14 protein-coding genes and 1 other annotated feature are annotated in these 16,667 nt (G+C 37.4%); of the genes, 1 reads left to right on the top strand and 13 read right to left on the bottom strand.

Annotated elements, in window-relative coordinates; genetic code table 11:
* Positions 1-2 precede the first annotated feature (2 nt).
* The 6 genes from dltA to HMPREF3103_RS08500 all read right to left on the bottom strand — a co-directional run bounded on the left by dltA (position 3) and on the right by HMPREF3103_RS08500 (position 7,422).
* Positions 3-1,481 (bottom strand): D-alanine--poly(phosphoribitol) ligase subunit DltA, encoded by a 1,479-nt coding sequence (dltA, locus tag HMPREF3103_RS08470; RefSeq protein WP_070439202.1) that lies wholly within the window; start codon positions 1,479-1,481, stop codon positions 3-5.
* 263 nt (positions 1,482-1,744) lie between these two features.
* Positions 1,745-2,710, bottom strand: a complete 966-nt coding sequence (locus HMPREF3103_RS08475) for an LPXTG cell wall anchor domain-containing protein (protein WP_070439205.1) — start codon at positions 2,708-2,710, stop codon at positions 1,745-1,747.
* A 150-nt stretch (positions 2,711-2,860) separates the two neighbouring features.
* Entirely contained in the window at positions 2,861-4,027 is a 1,167-nt protein-coding gene (locus tag HMPREF3103_RS08480) for a M20 metallopeptidase family protein (protein WP_070439208.1), read from the bottom strand.
* A gap of 481 nt (positions 4,028-4,508) precedes the next feature.
* On the bottom strand, positions 4,509-5,372 hold the full coding sequence (locus tag HMPREF3103_RS08485) for a MetQ/NlpA family ABC transporter substrate-binding protein (protein WP_070439211.1): 864 nt from the start codon (positions 5,370-5,372) through the stop codon (positions 4,509-4,511).
* 306 nt (positions 5,373-5,678) lie between these two features.
* Positions 5,679-6,374 carry a methionine ABC transporter permease gene (locus HMPREF3103_RS08495; protein ID WP_049554583.1) on the bottom strand — a complete coding sequence of 232 codons (696 nt, stop codon included), beginning with the start codon at positions 6,372-6,374 and terminating at the stop codon, positions 5,679-5,681.
* A 1-nt stretch (position 6,375) separates the two neighbouring features.
* Entirely contained in the window at positions 6,376-7,422 is a 1,047-nt protein-coding gene (locus tag HMPREF3103_RS08500) for a methionine ABC transporter ATP-binding protein (RefSeq protein WP_070439217.1), read from the bottom strand.
* 55 nt (positions 7,423-7,477) lie between these two features.
* Positions 7,478-7,721: a binding site (T-box leader), on the bottom strand.
* Between the two features lie 156 nt (positions 7,722-7,877).
* Between HMPREF3103_RS08500 and tehB the strand changes: the two genes are divergently transcribed.
* Positions 7,878-8,744 carry an SAM-dependent methyltransferase TehB gene (tehB, locus tag HMPREF3103_RS08505; protein ID WP_070439220.1) on the top strand — a complete coding sequence of 289 codons (867 nt, stop codon included), beginning with the start codon at positions 7,878-7,880 and terminating at the stop codon, positions 8,742-8,744.
* 48 nt (positions 8,745-8,792) lie between these two features.
* On the opposite strand, the gene HMPREF3103_RS08510 is transcribed toward tehB, so the two are convergent.
* From HMPREF3103_RS08510 to HMPREF3103_RS08540, 7 genes are all read right to left on the bottom strand, one after another.
* Entirely contained in the window at positions 8,793-9,359 is a 567-nt protein-coding gene (locus tag HMPREF3103_RS08510; RefSeq protein ID WP_070439223.1) for a hypothetical protein, read from the bottom strand.
* Between the two features lie 123 nt (positions 9,360-9,482).
* Complete coding sequence (locus HMPREF3103_RS08515) at positions 9,483-10,250, bottom strand: hypothetical protein (RefSeq protein ID WP_049554917.1); 768 nt, start codon at positions 10,248-10,250, stop codon at positions 9,483-9,485.
* 201 nt (positions 10,251-10,451) lie between these two features.
* Positions 10,452-12,080: a glycoside hydrolase family 13 protein gene (locus HMPREF3103_RS08520; RefSeq protein WP_070439226.1), complete on the bottom strand. Its 1,629-nt coding sequence runs from the start codon at positions 12,078-12,080 to the stop codon at positions 10,452-10,454.
* A gap of 147 nt (positions 12,081-12,227) precedes the next feature.
* Positions 12,228-12,851, bottom strand: coding sequence for a DUF624 domain-containing protein (locus tag HMPREF3103_RS08525; RefSeq protein ID WP_049554919.1), 624 nt, complete (start codon positions 12,849-12,851; stop codon positions 12,228-12,230).
* Between the two features lie 7 nt (positions 12,852-12,858).
* Positions 12,859-13,746: a carbohydrate ABC transporter permease gene (locus HMPREF3103_RS08530; protein WP_049554920.1), complete on the bottom strand. Its 888-nt coding sequence runs from the start codon at positions 13,744-13,746 to the stop codon at positions 12,859-12,861.
* A gap of 11 nt (positions 13,747-13,757) precedes the next feature.
* Positions 13,758-14,690: an ABC transporter permease gene (locus HMPREF3103_RS08535; protein ID WP_371327443.1), complete on the bottom strand. Its 933-nt coding sequence runs from the start codon at positions 14,688-14,690 to the stop codon at positions 13,758-13,760.
* Positions 14,691-14,918: 228 nt separating this feature from the next.
* Positions 14,919-16,595, bottom strand: a complete 1,677-nt coding sequence (locus HMPREF3103_RS08540; protein ID WP_049554922.1) for an extracellular solute-binding protein — start codon at positions 16,593-16,595, stop codon at positions 14,919-14,921.
* Between the last annotated feature and the right edge of the window lie 72 nt (positions 16,596-16,667).

Genomic DNA, 16,667 nt, shown 5'->3' on the forward strand with positions numbered 1-16,667 from the left:
GACTACACAAGCTCCTTTAATTGTTTTTTATCAATCTTCCCGTTATTGTTTAACGGCATTTCATCTAAGAAAACGACTTTCTTAGGAATCATATATTCCGGCACATGTTGTGCTAATTCTTTTTTGACTAATTTAACCGTTTCAAAACGTTTTTCAATCGGTTCGTTATAGACTACAAACGACGTAATAGACTTCACTTTACCATCTGCAAAAGAAGGCACGGTAGCCGCTTGACGAATTTTTGGATTTTTCAATAGATTATTATCAATATCTTCTAATTCAATCCTGTGTCCATGCAATTTGATTTGGAAATCAATCCGTCCTTCGCAGAATAATAACTCTCCTTCGAAGTGTCCCACGTCCCCTGTACGGTATGCACGCTCACCATCCACTTCAAAAAAATGCTTCTGATTCATTTCAGGATTTTCGTAGTATCCTTTCGCAACTGTATTGCCGTAGATAATAATCTCTCCGCTATTTTCCCCATCAATCAAAACTGTCGTTCCTGGTTTAACAACTCCTACTGGCAAGTTATCAGGATAACGTTCCACTAATTCTTTTGTAAGTGGCATCCATGTGACCATTACAGTAGATTCTGTCGGTCCATAAGTATTTACGACTTCTGCTTTCGGGAATCGTTCCATTAATTTTTCTACTGTAGAACTGAATAATTTTTCTCCACAGAAAACAAATTGTTCCAGTTCAGGGAGCAAGTCTTCATTAAAACTTGGATCCGCAAGACACATTTCTGCAAAAGATGGCGTCGAAATCCAAACAGTCGCTTTTGATTCTTCTAAAGTTTTGAATAATACTTTAAAATCTTGTAAATGCTGTTTATCGATTTGAATCAACGGAATATGCATATACAACGCTGGCCATAAAGACATCACTGATAAATCAAAAGAAAATGGTGGATGCCCTAAGAAGACTTGAGGTCCTTTTCCATCATAATAAGCTGTATACCAATCTAAGAAGTGGTTTAAGTTTGCATATGTAATAGAGACACCTTTAGGCTTTCCTGTACTTCCGGAGGTAAAGATAATATAAAAAATATCTTCATCCTTCACATAATGTTCCTTAGAAACACGTTCTTTAGTTTGGGTAATGATTTTTTTAGCCTCATCTACTGTCATTATTGGCGTATCTAGTTCAATTGCCTCACTTACCAAAACGATTGGGCTCTTTACTGTTGCAACAATATCTCTAACCCGATCAATCGGAGTGTTGACATCCACAGGGCAGAATGCTCTTCCGGATTTAACACAAGCCAAGAAGTACACGAGCATAAATGGATGCTTATGACCATAAACTACAATCGGAGATTTATCCTCTTTATAAGTTTCATTTAAATAAAACGCCAACTTATCAGAGTACTCCCATACTTGTTTAGCTGTTAGTTCTTCTTCCTGCATTAAATCGTGCTTATAAATCACTTTATCTAGTTGTGTATTTTTTTCTAATTGTTCTAATAAACGTGCCATCTTTTTCTCCCTTGAACACCTTTTCAAATTCTCTTTCTGAAAAACAATTGCCCTTGTTTTCATTACAAAAAGGATTATAGCATACTGGTATATACTTTCATATGAAATTTGGGTAAAAAATATAGATTTTTACTTTTTCTTAATAGCTTGCGCGACTGTATTTTAACTGTTTCATTTTTTCTCAAAAAAACAAACTCTTAGACACGTTGAATCGAAGGTATCTAAGAGCTTGCATGAGTGATTATATTTAGGTAAATGAAAAATTATTTTTCTTCTTTAGCTTTTTTGAACCCAAAGATTGTTCCAAATCCAGCTACAATCGCAACTACTGCAGCCACTAAAGTATTATTTGAAGTTGTACCTGTATTTGGTAGTGTTTCTGCTTGTTCAGATTTTACTTGAGCACCTGGAACTTTTGCTTCTTTAGCGTCAGAGGCAGAAGTTACTTGTCCATTTTGTGCATTAGCCGTACCATTTGCATCAGAGCTTTGTGCATTTCCTGCATTTGTTTGTGTCGTTACAGCTGATGTAGCTACTGTTGTTACAGCTTGTGTTGTTGATGCTTGTGTTGTCGCAACCGTTGTAGCCTCTGTCGTTGGCGCTTGTGTTGTCACAGCTGTTGTAGCCTCTGTCGTTGGCGCTTGTGTTGTCGCAACCGTTGTAGCCTCTGTCGTTGGCGCTTGTGTTGTCACAGCTGTTGTAGCTTCTGTCGTTGGTGCTTGTGTTGTTGTATTAGCTTGAGGATCTAATTTCTTCAACTCTTCTTCAACCTTCGCAACTTCTTTATCAATGTCTTCCATTTCTTTTTGGAAACCAGCTAAATCTGACTCTGCTTGAGCGACTGTGTCATCGTAGTCTGTTTGAGCTTCTTTCACTTTTTCTTCTAATGCAGTGATTTCACTTTGAGGTTTTCCTTCTGCTTTTGCTTGTTCTAACTCTTCTTTTGCTTGTTCTAGTGTTTGAGTTGCTTTATCAACGGCAGCATTCACTTCAGCCACTAATTCTTCAACTTCTTCTTTTTGTTTTTTCAACTCTTCAAGTTTTTGGGCTAATTTTTCTTCAGCAGTCGGATTTTCTTTTTGGGCACCGGCATCACTTTGTGTCGTTTCTGCAGCTTGAGTAGTTTCTTCACTTGCTTCAGCAAAAATGCTAGGCAAATTCGTTACCGCAGCTGTTCCCAATACTCCTGCTGACACAATTCCCGCCAAAATTAATTTTTTCTTACCCATATATATTTCACTCCTTTTATTTTTCAGTCTTTTTGCATTATACATCACTAACTTTTCAAAAACAATGCTTAGAACTTAAGAAAGTTAGTTTTTTCTATGAAAACTACTTCTACTTTATGCAAGATATTCCAATCCTTTTGTAAATCGTTCTTAGGATAACCGTTGTAAAATATAATTTACCTCACAAGAAACACCTACAGACAGGATACTCTCATCGATATCAAATTTTTCATGATGATGTCCAAATGAGGTGTCTTCACTTGAACTAGACCCTAAAAGACCATAGACACCTGGTTTATCAACTAGATAATCTGCAAAATCATCCGCTCCCATTGACATATCGTATTCTTTCAGAACTTGATGAATTCCTTCTAGTTCTGAGACCGCTTTTTGAAATTCCAATGCTAATTCTGGAGTATTAATCACGGGTGCAGCAGCATCATACCAATCAATTTCAAATGCGCAACGATTCATTTCGGCCACACCACGAGCAATACGTGTAACGGCCTCTTTTAAATGAGCTCTTGTTTCATGACTAAATGCACGAATCGTCCCTTCCAGTTCAGCATCATTCGCGACGATATTATAACGAGTTCCTGCGTTTAGTTTTCCAATTCCAACAACAGCACGATCTCCTGGATTTATTTCTCTTGCAACGATTGTTTGAAGTGCTACCACTGTCTCGCTAGCCGTCACCAAAGCATCATGACCTAAATGCGGACGTCCTACATGAGCACTTTTACCAGTAATTTTAATTTTAAAAATATCACATGAAGCATTTACAGGGCCTCCTTGAACGGCAAACGTACCAACTGGTAAACTCGAATTCACATGAATCGCAAAAGACTCATCAATATCATCGATTTGGCCTGACGCCACGAATTGTTTTGCTCCTGCTCCAATTTCTTCAGCAGGTTGAAAGGCGATTTTCACCGTTCCAGAAAAGGTGTCTTTGATGTCGTTCAATAATTTAGCTGTTCCTAGTCCTATTGCCGTATGTGCATCATGTCCACAAGCATGGTTCAATCCTGGTCGTTTTGAAGCATACGGTTTTCCGGTGCAATCAGGAAGTTCTAAAGCATCGATATCGGCACGAAGCAACACTGTTCTTCCTTCTCCTTTACCACCTTTAATAATAGCTAAAGTCCCTGTCTCCCCAACTTTTTCAAACGGTACCCCAAATGAAGTAAGTTCCTTTTGTATGAAAGCTGCGGTCTCAAATTCTTTTAAGCTTGATTCAGGATTTTCATGTAGATGTCTTCTCGTTTTTACGAGATACTCTTGTAATTTAGACGCTTTTTCTTGAATAGCACTCATTTTATTTTCCTTCTTTCATTGAATATTGAATAAAGAGGCATGCTAAGCACGCCTCTCCCTCATTTTATTTTTCGAAATGTAACATATAAGTTACATTTTGCTTTTCTCACAACTTAATAGTTGAGCTCGAAAAGGCAGAAACGACGTCCACTTCGACAAATATCCGCACGACTGCAAGCAGTCCTTTGCGTTATTTGTCTCCAGCGATTCGTTTCTTAACGCTTTTTCTCACATCCTAGTAGTCGAGTTCGGGCTCACAGCCCTGACGTCCACTTCCCAGAATATCCGCACGACTGCAAGCAGCCCTTTGCGTTATTCTGGTCCAGTGTTTCAGGCCTGAGCGTTCGCCCTCACATCCTGTGTAGTTGAGCTCGGGCTCACAGGACCGACGTCCATTTCCTGATATGTCCGCACGACTCGTTCCGAGTCCCTTACGGCGTTCCAGTCCAACGTTCCATTTCTGAGCGCGATGTCTCACATCCTAGTTGTTTAATTTAGCTTTTTCCCAAACTGGTACGTTCGCACCTTTTGAAACTTCTTCAATTTTCTTAGCAGTTTCTGGTGATTGGTAGTATTCTACGATTTTTTTGTAGACTTCATTGTTTTCGTTACCTTCTTTAACAGCGATTACGTTGTAGTAAGGTTGTGAAGAATCAGTAATTTGTTCGATGAAGATAGAATCTTTTGTTGGTTGGAATCCAGCTTCTACAGCGAAACCATTATTGATTAATGAAGCAGCAACATCATCTAAAGCACGAGCTGTTTGGCCAGCAGGTAATTCTTTGATTTGAATGTTTTTAGGATTTTCAACGATGTCATCTTTTGTTGCTAAAGTGTTGTTAGAATCTTTTAATTTAATAACGCCAGCAGCGTGTAGTAAACGTAATGCACGTGAGTTGTTTGAAGTGTCTTCAGGAATAGCGATTGTATCCCCATCTTTTAATTCACTTACATCTTTAATTTTTTTAGAGTAAATTCCCATTGGAGCAATTACAGTGTAGCCGATTGGTTTGATGTGTGTTCCTTGTTCTTTGTTGAAACGTTCTAGGTAAATGATTGTTTGGAAAGCGTTCAAGTCAACATTTCCATTTTCTAACGCTTGGTTAGGTTGTACGTAGTCAGTAAATTCTACTAATTCTACTTCAATACCTTCTTTTTCTTTCAAGCGAGCGATAACGTCATCCCAAACATCGTGGTTACCAGCATTAACTCCTAATTTTACTTGTTTCACTTCTTTTTTTGCTTCTGTTGAAGCATTGCTTCCTGAGTTAGATGATTGAGCAGCTCCACATGCTGCTAAAGTTAATGCTGCCGCTGCAGCTACAAATAATTTTTTAATGTTCATTTTATTTTCCCCTTTTGAGTTAGTTTATTTTGTTTTGGGTGCGATTGATCGCATCCTGTGTAGTTGAGTTCAGGCTCGTAGCTTTCGCGTTCCTTTCCGACAATTATCCGCACGTCCTTATCGGACGCTTGCGTTAATTTCGGTAAAGGGTCGAAAGCTGACCACTCGCCCTCACATCCTGTTGTAGTTGAACTCGGGCTCACAGAGCCGACGTCCATTTCCTGATATGTCCGCACGACTCGTTCCGAGTCCCTTGCGTCATATCAGTCCAATGGTTCGGCCCTGAGCGTTCGCCCTCGTATCCTGTTATTTTGTGGCTTTTTTCTCTAAATAGTCACCGATTGCTTGGGTGATAAATACTACGATCAGCATGATAAGTGTCGATACGACGATAACGTCTCCTTGAAATCGACTATATCCTCTGGAAATAGCTACGTTCCCAATCCCACCTGCACCGAATGCTCCAGCCATAGTCGTTAATCCGATTAAACTGATGATTGTTAATGATCCCGCACGAATTAGACTTGGTAGTCCTTCTTTTAAGTACACTCTGAAAATAATTTCAAGTGGAGTACATCCCATCGCAACGCTCGCTTCAATAACCCCTTTATCTACTTCGGTTAATGCTAGTTGCACCTGACGAGAGAAGAATGGTACAGTCGCGACGACTAGAGGGACGATTGCCCCTGGAATACCGATGGTTGTTCCGATAATAAAGCGAGTAAATGGAATTAATAACATCGCTAAAATAATAAATGGTATCGAACGGAAAATATTCACGATTTTATCTAGTATTAAATAGACAAATTTGTTTCCAAGGATATTCCCCTCACGTGTCACTACTAATGTCACACCTAAGGCAATCCCTAAAACCCCAGCAATTAAACCAGAAATTCCTACCATTATTAACGTATCAATCGTTGCTTTTATAATTTCTTCCCAAACTCTGGCATCAATATTTGGAAACCAAGATTTAAAATCTATCAATTCTAATACATTCATTCTAAGCACCTCCCTTTGACTCTTCTAAGACATCAACTGAAACACCTTGTTCTTTGATGTAAGAAAGTGCATTTTCAATCCCAGATTTTTCTCCAGATAGTCCCACTAATAGCGTTCCTACTGGTGTATCTTGAATAATCTCAACATTGGCAAACAAGATATTAGCTGCCACTTGGAATTGAGTCGATAGTTTTGTAATTAATGGCTCTCCAGTTGAAGCTCCTACAAATGAAATTTTCACTAAGTAGTCGCCTTCTTGTAGATTCAATAACTGTTCATGCGAAAGCACCGTTTCAATTCCTTGGTTAATATGAGTTGCTGTATCGATAAAGTCTTTTGTTAAGTCGCGTTCTGGGTTTGTAAAGATTTCAAGAACACTTCCTTTTTCAATCACTTCGCCCTCTTCCATGACCGCTACTTTATTACAAATTTCTTTTACAACTTGCATCTCATGCGTGATGATAACAATTGTAATGCCTAATTGAACATTTACTTTCTGCAATAATTCCAAAATCGAATACGTCGTTTTAGGATCTAGCGCACTCGTTGCTTCATCACAGAGCAATACATCTGGGTCATTGGCTAACGCTCTGGCAATCGCGACACGTTGTTTTTGCCCCCCAGATAGCTGACGAGGATAACTGTTGACCTTATCTTCTAACCCTACTAATTCTAATAGGGATAGTACTTTTTGTTCAATTTCTGATTTGGTTTTTCCTGATTTTTTTAATGGAAAAGCCACATTGTCAAATACCGATAAAGTATTCATCAAATTGAAATGTTGGAAAATCATCCCAATTTTCTTACGAGCTGCACGTAGTCCTTTTGGTTTCAACTTTAGTAAATTAACACCGTTTACCACCACATTCCCTTTGGTAGGTCGTTGGAGAAGATTAATCGTTCGCACTAGAGTACTTTTACCAGCACCACTATATCCGATAATCCCATAAATATCTCCTGGTTCCACATGCAAAGATACATTTTTTACTGCATTGACTACTTTTACACCTTGTTTAAAAGTCACGTCAATGTTCTCAAATTTAATCATGTGTTCTCCTTTCTTTTAAGCAAACAAAAATCGTCCTCCTACTAACATGAGTTAGCAAAAGGACGAGTCAAATTCCCGTGTTACCACCTTTGTTCATAGCATTCTCACAAATCCTATCTCCATCTGTTAAACAGGACACCTGTTTAACGAGAAGCTGTATCGGGCTTTCCCGTAATCGTCTAATGATTCGACAATTAACACTCAAAGGCCATCTTCAAAGTTTCAACCAATATCTCTTTTCACCAAACCGAGACTCTCTACAAAGGATTCACTTCTACTCTCCTTATCACCGTGTGTTATAAACATGAAACTAGGATAGCAACAATTCGTATTCTAGTCAATTATCGCTTTTCTATCACTGGTTATAACTATTAGCTATAACAACAATCTCTTTAGTTTTTCAACTCTTCTTTTTTTAGTACAATAATCCTAACAACACTGAAAGGAGACTATTTATGAACCTCGATTTAATCCCTTATAAAACAATGCCTATTTGGACGGCTAGTACTTTACCAGCACCATTTCAAAAAATGCATAATACAAAAGTTGGAACTTGGGCGCGCTTAACCATTCTAGAAGGAGCCCTTACTTTTTATGAACTCGATGAAGAAGGAAATGTTCTTTCTGAGCATCTGTTTACAAAAGAGTCCGACATTCCTTTTGTTGAACCACAAGCTTGGCATCGGGTCTCTCCTACTAGCGAGGACTTAAGATGTTATTTAACTTTCTATTGTACTCCAGAAGATTATTTTTCTAAAAAATACGACTTAACAAGAACTCATTCGGAAGTCATTGAAGCTGCTCCGAAATTTGAAAAAGGACCGATCCTTGACCTTGGTAGCGGCCAAGGAAGAAACAGTCTCTATTTAGCTAAAAAAGGCTTTGAGGTTACCGCATTAGATATCCAAACCATGAGTTTAGCTCATCTCCAACAAATTGCCGAGGAAGAAGGGCTAGCGATTCACGTGGAGCCTTATAATATTGAAAGTGCAGATATTCCTGGTGGTCTCTACAACGCCATCATTTCCACCGTGGTTTTGATGTTTCTAAATCCCGATAGCATTCCAGATGTCATTGAAAATATGCAATCTCATACGGCCCCTGGCGGATATAATCTCATTGTCGCAGCAATGTCTACCGAAGATGCCCCTTGTCCCGTGAATTTTCCAAAGACCTTTGCGGCGGGTGAACTCAAAGAGTATTACAAAGATTGGACTTTCCATAAACATAATGAAGACTTTGGACAATTACATAAGTTGGATGAACATGGAAATCGGATTCGGATGCGTTTTGTAACGATGCTCGCTCAAAAGCCAAAATAATATTCTAATCCAAACAAAATAGGCTGGAAAACCAGCCTATTTTTCGTATTATTCAATATAAAGTGTTTTATCTTTTAAGCGGAATTTTGTATCTGCAGTGATTGTTTCACCCGTTAATACGAGAACATCTTCCCCTTTTTTAGTTTCATCAACTACACGCCATTCGCCATCTTTTTTCACGACTAAAACATTGTAGTTTTGGTTACGATCTTGGTCATTCGTTGGAATTACATGAGCATCTGTTACACCTGTTAATTCAACCGCTTGATCCACATCGCTATCTTTCACAATTAAAAATTTGCCATCTAATTTAACAATGTTATATCCATCTTCAATTTCTTTATTCATTTCAGCATTTTTTAATTTTTCAATGCCTTTAGCAATGTTTCCAGCCTTTTTCGCAGCATCTTTTAACTGTTCACTAAGTTTATTTTTCGCATCTTCATCTATTTTTTTGGTTGCCTCTTGTACAGCTTTTGCATTTTCAATTTGCTGTTGTTGTGCTCTATTTCTTTCTTGTTTTGCTTCATATCTTCTATAACGACTGTACGCAAAACCTACAATCACGATAATCGAAATGATAATTCCTAACCATTTTCTTCCTTTTGATTCCATGTATCTTTCACTCCTAGTAAAAATATAATATAAGTATAACATACCTAACTCTTTTAAGTAAATATATTCATTCAAAAAAAACACTTTGCAAAATACAACTTGCAAAGTGTCATCATGAATCGTTTACTGAGTGGGTTCTGTAGAAATACCACTTGTATCTGGCGTTTGCGGTGTCATCACCTTTGGAATCAAATCTACCGTAAATGTAGTACGGCTATCGCTCCAAGGAACACCATAAACTCTACCTGAGTAAACCCAATCTTGCTTACCTTCTTCAAAGGCTTTTGAAGACTCATCTAGTTTATCTCTCATATACTGGATAGCCTCTTGGTAAGTTTCAAAATCTTTATTACTATTACCTAACGGAATTAAGCGATAAGCTGCAGTCGTCACTTCCGTCGTTTCCGTAGTAGCAACTGTAGAAGTAGACGTTACAACATCTCTTTGAACAGTCGTTGGCTCAGTTGAAGTGACCGCGGCGGATTCCTTTGTTTGAGGAAAGGATTTTTCAGTGGTTGGCATCTCCTGACTTGCTGCGACAACCGCCTTTGTTTCTTGATTTGGTATTTCAGGCGCGACTTTCTTTTCCTCAGTGGTTACAGCTTCTGTCGTTGGAGCTTCTACCGTTAATGTGGTCGAAGACTCTTCAGACCTCTTTTGAGCTACTTCTTTTTTTTCTGCTTTCTCGGAATGATTTGGAGAATGTGACGATGTGGCATCTGTCGTTTGCATTTCTACAACTTGAGTTACTTTTGGCAAGGGACTCAAATCTTGAGATAGCGCATATACTCCAGCAAGCATCGCTAAAGATAGGCCTAGCGCTATTCCCAATTGACTCGCAAAGCCTAATGATTTAAAACCTTCTTGTAATTTTGCTAAAAATGCTTTCATCGTCCATCCCCTTTCTCCTTTTATTTTTATTCAAACTATTATACCATATTTTATCATATTTGTAGAATGAAAAAAGTATGATATCACAAAAATCACGATAATTCCAATACTCTTAGGGCTAAATTTTCAAAATTTAACTTTTGAAAAAATTCACATTTTTCCATATACTTTTATGCACTTACATTATATATGAAAGTTGTTTCAATTGCCAGACAATTCCACCACAAAGGCTTGCCACGGAGAAAGCTTATAAGCGTGTAAATCTGTAATCTCATCCTCTGTATTTGCGACTAAAACCTTATCAAATCGGGCATTCACAGTGATTTCTTCCTCAGAATCCGATAAATTCACGACCGTCAACCATCTTTCTTCCCCGAGCGTGCGATAATATGCAAACACATTAGAATGAGTCTCAAGTAGCTCATAATCGCCCCCAACAACGATTGGATGGTCTTTTCTAAGCTGAATCAATTTTTGATACGTATGGAATACAGAGTCTGGATTTTGGAGTTCCGCCTCTACGTTAATCTCTTTGTAATTTGGATTGAGCGCTAGCCAAGGTGTCCCCGTCGTAAATCCACCATTTGCTTCGGCAGTCCACGGAATTGGTCTACGCGCATTGTCTCTGCCTTTTGCATTTAGAGACTCCATAATGGATTCAACGCTAAACCCTCTTTCGATACGATCATGGTACATATTAATCGACTCGATATCATCCAACTCTTCAATGCTAGAAACTGGCGTATTCGTCAATCCCAATTCTTCCCCTTGGTAAATATAAGGCGTCCCTTTCATCATATGTAATAAAATGGCAAAAGCTTTGGCACTGCGAACACGATATTCCTTATCGTTCCCCCAGCGGGACACGATTCTTGGTAAATCATGGTTATCCCAGAACAGAGAGTTCCACCCTTCATCTCCAAGTTCTGTTTGCCATTTTGAAAGAACCGCCTTTAATTCACTTACATCGAGCGGTTTAAGGTCCCATTTTTCTTTACCAGGTTCATTATCTAAGAGCGAATGTTCAAACTGAAAGACCATCGATAATTCATGACGTTCTGGGTTTGAATAGAGTTTCGCGATTTCTGGTGTCGCTCCCCATGTTTCCCCAACGGTCAATAAATCTTTATCTCCAAAGGTCGCTTTATTCATTTCTTGTAGGTATTCATGAAGTTTTGGACCATTTGAAGTAATCCCTTCTAAAGGAATTTTCCCGATTAAATCAATCACGTCCATACGGAATCCACCAACGCCTTTATCAATCCAGAAATTCATCATGTCATAGACTTCACAGCGAACTTTTTCATTTTCCCAATTTAAATCTGGTTGTCTTTGACTAAATAAATGCAAGAAATATTGACCACTTGCTTCATCGTATTTCCATGCACTTCCTAAGAACGTAGACTGCAAATCGGTTGGCGCTCCCCCATCTTCTGCAGGGTCCGCCCACACATAGTAATCACGATACGGATTGTCTTTTCCTTTTCTTGATTCAATAAACCAGTGATGTTCATCAGACGTATGATTCACAACAAGGTCCATCACAATTTTAATGCCACGTTTATCGGCTTCGACGATTAATTCTTCCATATCCGCCATCGTTCCAAACTCGTCCATGATGTCTTCATAGTCAGAAATATCATAACCATTATCGTCATTTGGAGACTTGTAAACTGGAGAGAGCCAAATCGCTCCAATTCCAAGTGAGTGTAAATAATCGAGCTTCTCAATAACCCCTCTTAAATCACCAATCCCATCTCCGTTTGAATCCTTAAAACTACGTGGATAAATTTGATAAACGACGACTTCTTGCCACCAATGTTTTTCCATAATAATCTCTCTTTTCTTATTTTTTAACTAATAACTTTAAAATTATTAGTTTCAGTGCAATCGATTGAATACATTCTCATTTTAATTATACTAAACTTTCTCTTTTGACAGAATACTATTCATTAAGTAATTTTAATTACTCTAGCGCTATGTATTCTGTTCTAATGTTCGACTAACTTTTAACAATTGCTTTGTCCGTTGAATTTGGCAAATGCTGAGAACAAGAAATAGGCTCATATATAATATAAAAATGAAAAAGGTAGTTGATAATCCAGCTATTAAAACTGGGATTAGTAACCAGAATAAAGCAACCGTGTTCTCCAAAGGAAAAGCAATTCCTGTCTTAAAAGATGCTATTAACTGTTGTTTCAAATCCCCTTCATAACGAGCAATCCAATAGTACCCCCACTGAAAAATTTGAATCCAAATGAGGGTTAAAAAGATTGTCCCCATCAAAACAAATAAATTCCCATCTATGTGCATCAAATAATATCCATTGATGCACAAAAGCACAGCTACCATTAATTGAATTATCCAAACTATAGTCCCTTTCTTAAAATTGCTTTTAAAAGCACGGAAAAACACTCTCGTCACGTTCGTATCAGTATACTCAATTAATTGAATAGATACTGTATGTGCAGCTATTTGTGAAGCACCAATTGTTACAACAGGTAAACTAGTTAGCAAAATCATAAAATTAAGCACCAAATAATTCCAGCATTTATTCATCACTCGAAAGAAAACATTATCTAGTTTAAAAAATTCATTCATTTCTCTCTTACTCCTTCACAGCGCCTACAACAATACCTTGAACAAAGTATTTTTGTAAGAATGGATAAATAACTAATAACGGTACGATAGCAACCACAATCTTGGCAGCATTCAAGTTTCTGTTTGAAACGGATAGTAAAGCTTGTAACTGTTGTGTTGACATACCACCCGCTTTTTGCAACGTTTCAGCAATATTTACGGATAATGATTGAATATATGTCATTAAAGGATAATTTTCGACTTTTGTGATATAAATTAAACCTCCAAAGAAGTCATTCCAACTACCGACAATACTGAATAATGATACGGTCGCTAAAGATGGCAATGAAATCGGAATATAAATTCGTGTTAAAATTTGCCAAGGATTAGCCCCATCCAGTAGTGCAGACTCTTCTAATGATTTTGGTACACTTCTGAAGAAGTTCATTACAAGAATAACACTACCAATTGGAACAGCGCCTGGTAAAATAAGTGCCCATACACTATTGATAAGTCCTAAATAACGAACAACTAAATAACTTGGAATCATACCACCACTAAAGAGCATCGCAAACACCATAATATTCATAAAGACTTTCCTTGAGCGAAATACCTTCACAGATTTTGATAATGGATATGCCAATGTCACTATCATAAATAAATTAATGATTAGCGCCATTGCAACCCTAAACACACTAATTCCAAACGAACGCCAAAATTGCGCATCATTAATGATTTTTTCATACGCAGCAAACGTAAATTCCTCTGGCCATAACCCAACTTTATTAGACGCTACCGCTTGTGAACTACTAAAGGATAGCGAAATAACATTCATTAATGGGATTAAGCATGATAAAGTCAGTAAGATAACGACAACATAAATGATAAATTGTCTTATTCCAAATTTTTCTTTCATGGTTATCCCTCCTAAAACATAACGCGGTTCGTAACTCTTTCGGAAAGCTTATTCGAACCAAAGATTAAAACTAATCCTACAATCGAACGCACTAATCCGACAGCCGCACCCAAACTATAATCTCGACTAAGTAAACCAATACGGTATATATACGTATCGAGAACATCCCCGCTGGCGTAAACTGGTGGAGAATACAAGTTATATACTTGATCAAACCCTGCACTAAGAATTCCTGGCAACGCAAGAATAGTAATCAAAATGATAAATGGCATCATCCCTGGAATCGTTACATGTCGAACCTTTTGCCACCATGAAGCTCCATCCATCGTAGCTGCTTCATATAATCCTGGATCGATAGAAGTAATCGCAGCTAAAAAGATGATTGAATTATATCCGAACCCTTTCCAAACATCTGTCCAAATAAGCAAATGTGGAAAGACACTATTTTTCCCTAGAAAATTAATTGGTTGCAATCCGATACTCTGCAGTAATTGATTTACTGTTCCATCTAAACTAAAAAGGTTCACTATAACGCTTGCCAAAATTACCCATGATAAGAAATATGGAAGATATACTATGGTTTGCATCGTACGTTTCATCCATTTTAATCGAATTTCATTTAATAAAATAGCAAATGCTATAGGGATGATAGTATTCCAAATAATTTTCCCAATCGCTATAAACATTGTATTAAAAGTTACTTGCCAAATATCTGGTAAATTGAAAATGTATTTAAAGTTATCTAATCCGACAAAAGTTGAATTAAGAAAACCTTTTGCTGGTTTAAAATCTTGGAAGGCCATTACAACCCCAAACATTGGAATATAAGAGAAAATGAAAATGAAGATCATTCCAGGGACAATCATCCCCAAGAAAAGCCATTGGTCCTTAGAAAGCCACGATTTACGTTTCTTTTTCTTATTGTCAGGTTTTGTAGTTGTCATTTCCATATTCAACCCCTCGCTTTCTCATAATTTAATCTAAACAAAAAGCCTGAAACATTCGCTCTGCATCAGCCCTATTTTAAGGAGATTCACTTAAGGAAAAATGACTTCCCCTAAGCGCTCGTCTGCGTATCCTTATTGCTGTATGAGACCGTCTGCTTCGGCTTTTTGTTCAATACCTACTTATTTCAAATAAATATTGGTTATAGTGTTTTCCACTCATTATTTTTATTGTTTATTAACAATTTCTTGCATTTCATTAATGATTGCTGAACCACCTTGTTCATTCCATGTACTTACGTATTTATCAAAATCATCAAGTGATTGTTCGCCAGTCACAAATTTAATAAAGTTTTCTTCTTCTAATTTGCCGATTTGAGCACCATTACGTTCAGTTGCTTTTACTTTTTGAACAATTGAAACAGGTTTGATTTCTTTATAAATTCCTTCATTACGAACCCCACCCATTACATCACGAACTGCTAATAAGCGTGAAGAGTATACTGCAAATTCTGTAGGGTCAGAAGCTTTCGGATTATCTAAATAAGCTTTAATATGCTTAGCATTATTCTTCACTGTGAAGTTATGAATATCATCAATACTAGATTTTCCTTCAGCAGCATTAGAAGCAGTCACTGCATCATCAATTTCACTTAGATTTTTGAACATTTCAATATTCATAGGACGTACTGAACCATCAACTGCTTTTTGAGCATATTGATAAATTTCAGGGAAATCTTGTTCCATATTATTATCATTTGGCACTTCGTCAAAGATTAGATTCAACATCTTAATTAAAGCTTCTGGATGTTCAAATCCTTTTCTTACTACAACAAAGCCACCAGCACCTGGTTTTTGAACACCACTAACTTTTCCATCTTTACCTTCAATAGCATATGGAGTATATAGAGCATCACGATTTGCTGTTCGAGTTTGTACAAGAGTCCAATCTGGGAAATGCCATGGACCAGTAACAATACCAATTTCACCATTGATATTCATCGCATTGATATCATCATAAGTACGTGTACCAACTTGATTATCTAGAATTCCTTCTTTATAAAGCTTGTTCAAATATCCAAGAGCTTCTTTCATTTCTTTAGTATTTGAACCATATTCAATTTTTCCACTATCCGTTGGTAAATAAACTTTAGGATAAGCACCAAAAGCATTCATAATTGGATTAGCTGTATACGCTGTTCCACCGTGGTTATCAGCAGAAAGCCAAGGTGTGAAAGCAAGTCCTTTTGTATTCCCTTTTCCACCAGCATCTTTATCAATAAAAGCTTTGGCAGTCGATTCAAGTTCATCCAATGTAATTGCATGGTTGCCATCTGGATCGAGCTTAATTCCTAATTTATCTAACCAATCTTGACGAATCCATACAAGATTTGGTCCGAAATCATTTCCGACCCCTGGAACTGCCATTAATTGTCCATCAATAGTTGCTGCCTTTAATTGAAAATCATCAAAGGATTTGTAAACTGCTTTAATATTGTCGCTAGCATATTTATTAAAAACATCAGTTAAATCTTCGATAAGGCCATTATTCGCTAATTCTTCTAACTCGTCTCTATCTACCGTCATAATATCTGGTAAATCTCCGGAGGCAATCGCAAGCGCTACTTGGCGATCATAATCATCCCCGTTCGCTTCAAAAGCGCTTTCAATTGTGATGTTAAGTTTATCTTTGATTAAGCGACGATAGGCATTATTTGCATATGAATCTCCTTCTGGTAACTTCGAGTTTGGTTGTGTTTGTTGTCCAATCTTCATTGTGATAGGTTCATTTTCTTTTGCATCATTATTCTTATCGCTAGTCGTGTTATTCCCACAAGCCACTAAAACCATCGGTGCTATTAACGCGAGTGCGGCTCTTACTTTCTTGCTCCAATCATTTTTCATGATTATCATCCTCTCTTGTTTTCATCATTTTCTTAACAAAAAAGTTCTCTATAGCTTTCTAATGGGCAATAC

Origin of the sequence: Granulicatella sp. HMSC30F09 (genome assembly GCF_001806915.1) — a bacterium.
Classification (GTDB): Bacteria; Bacillota; Bacilli; order Lactobacillales; family Aerococcaceae; genus Granulicatella; species Granulicatella adiacens.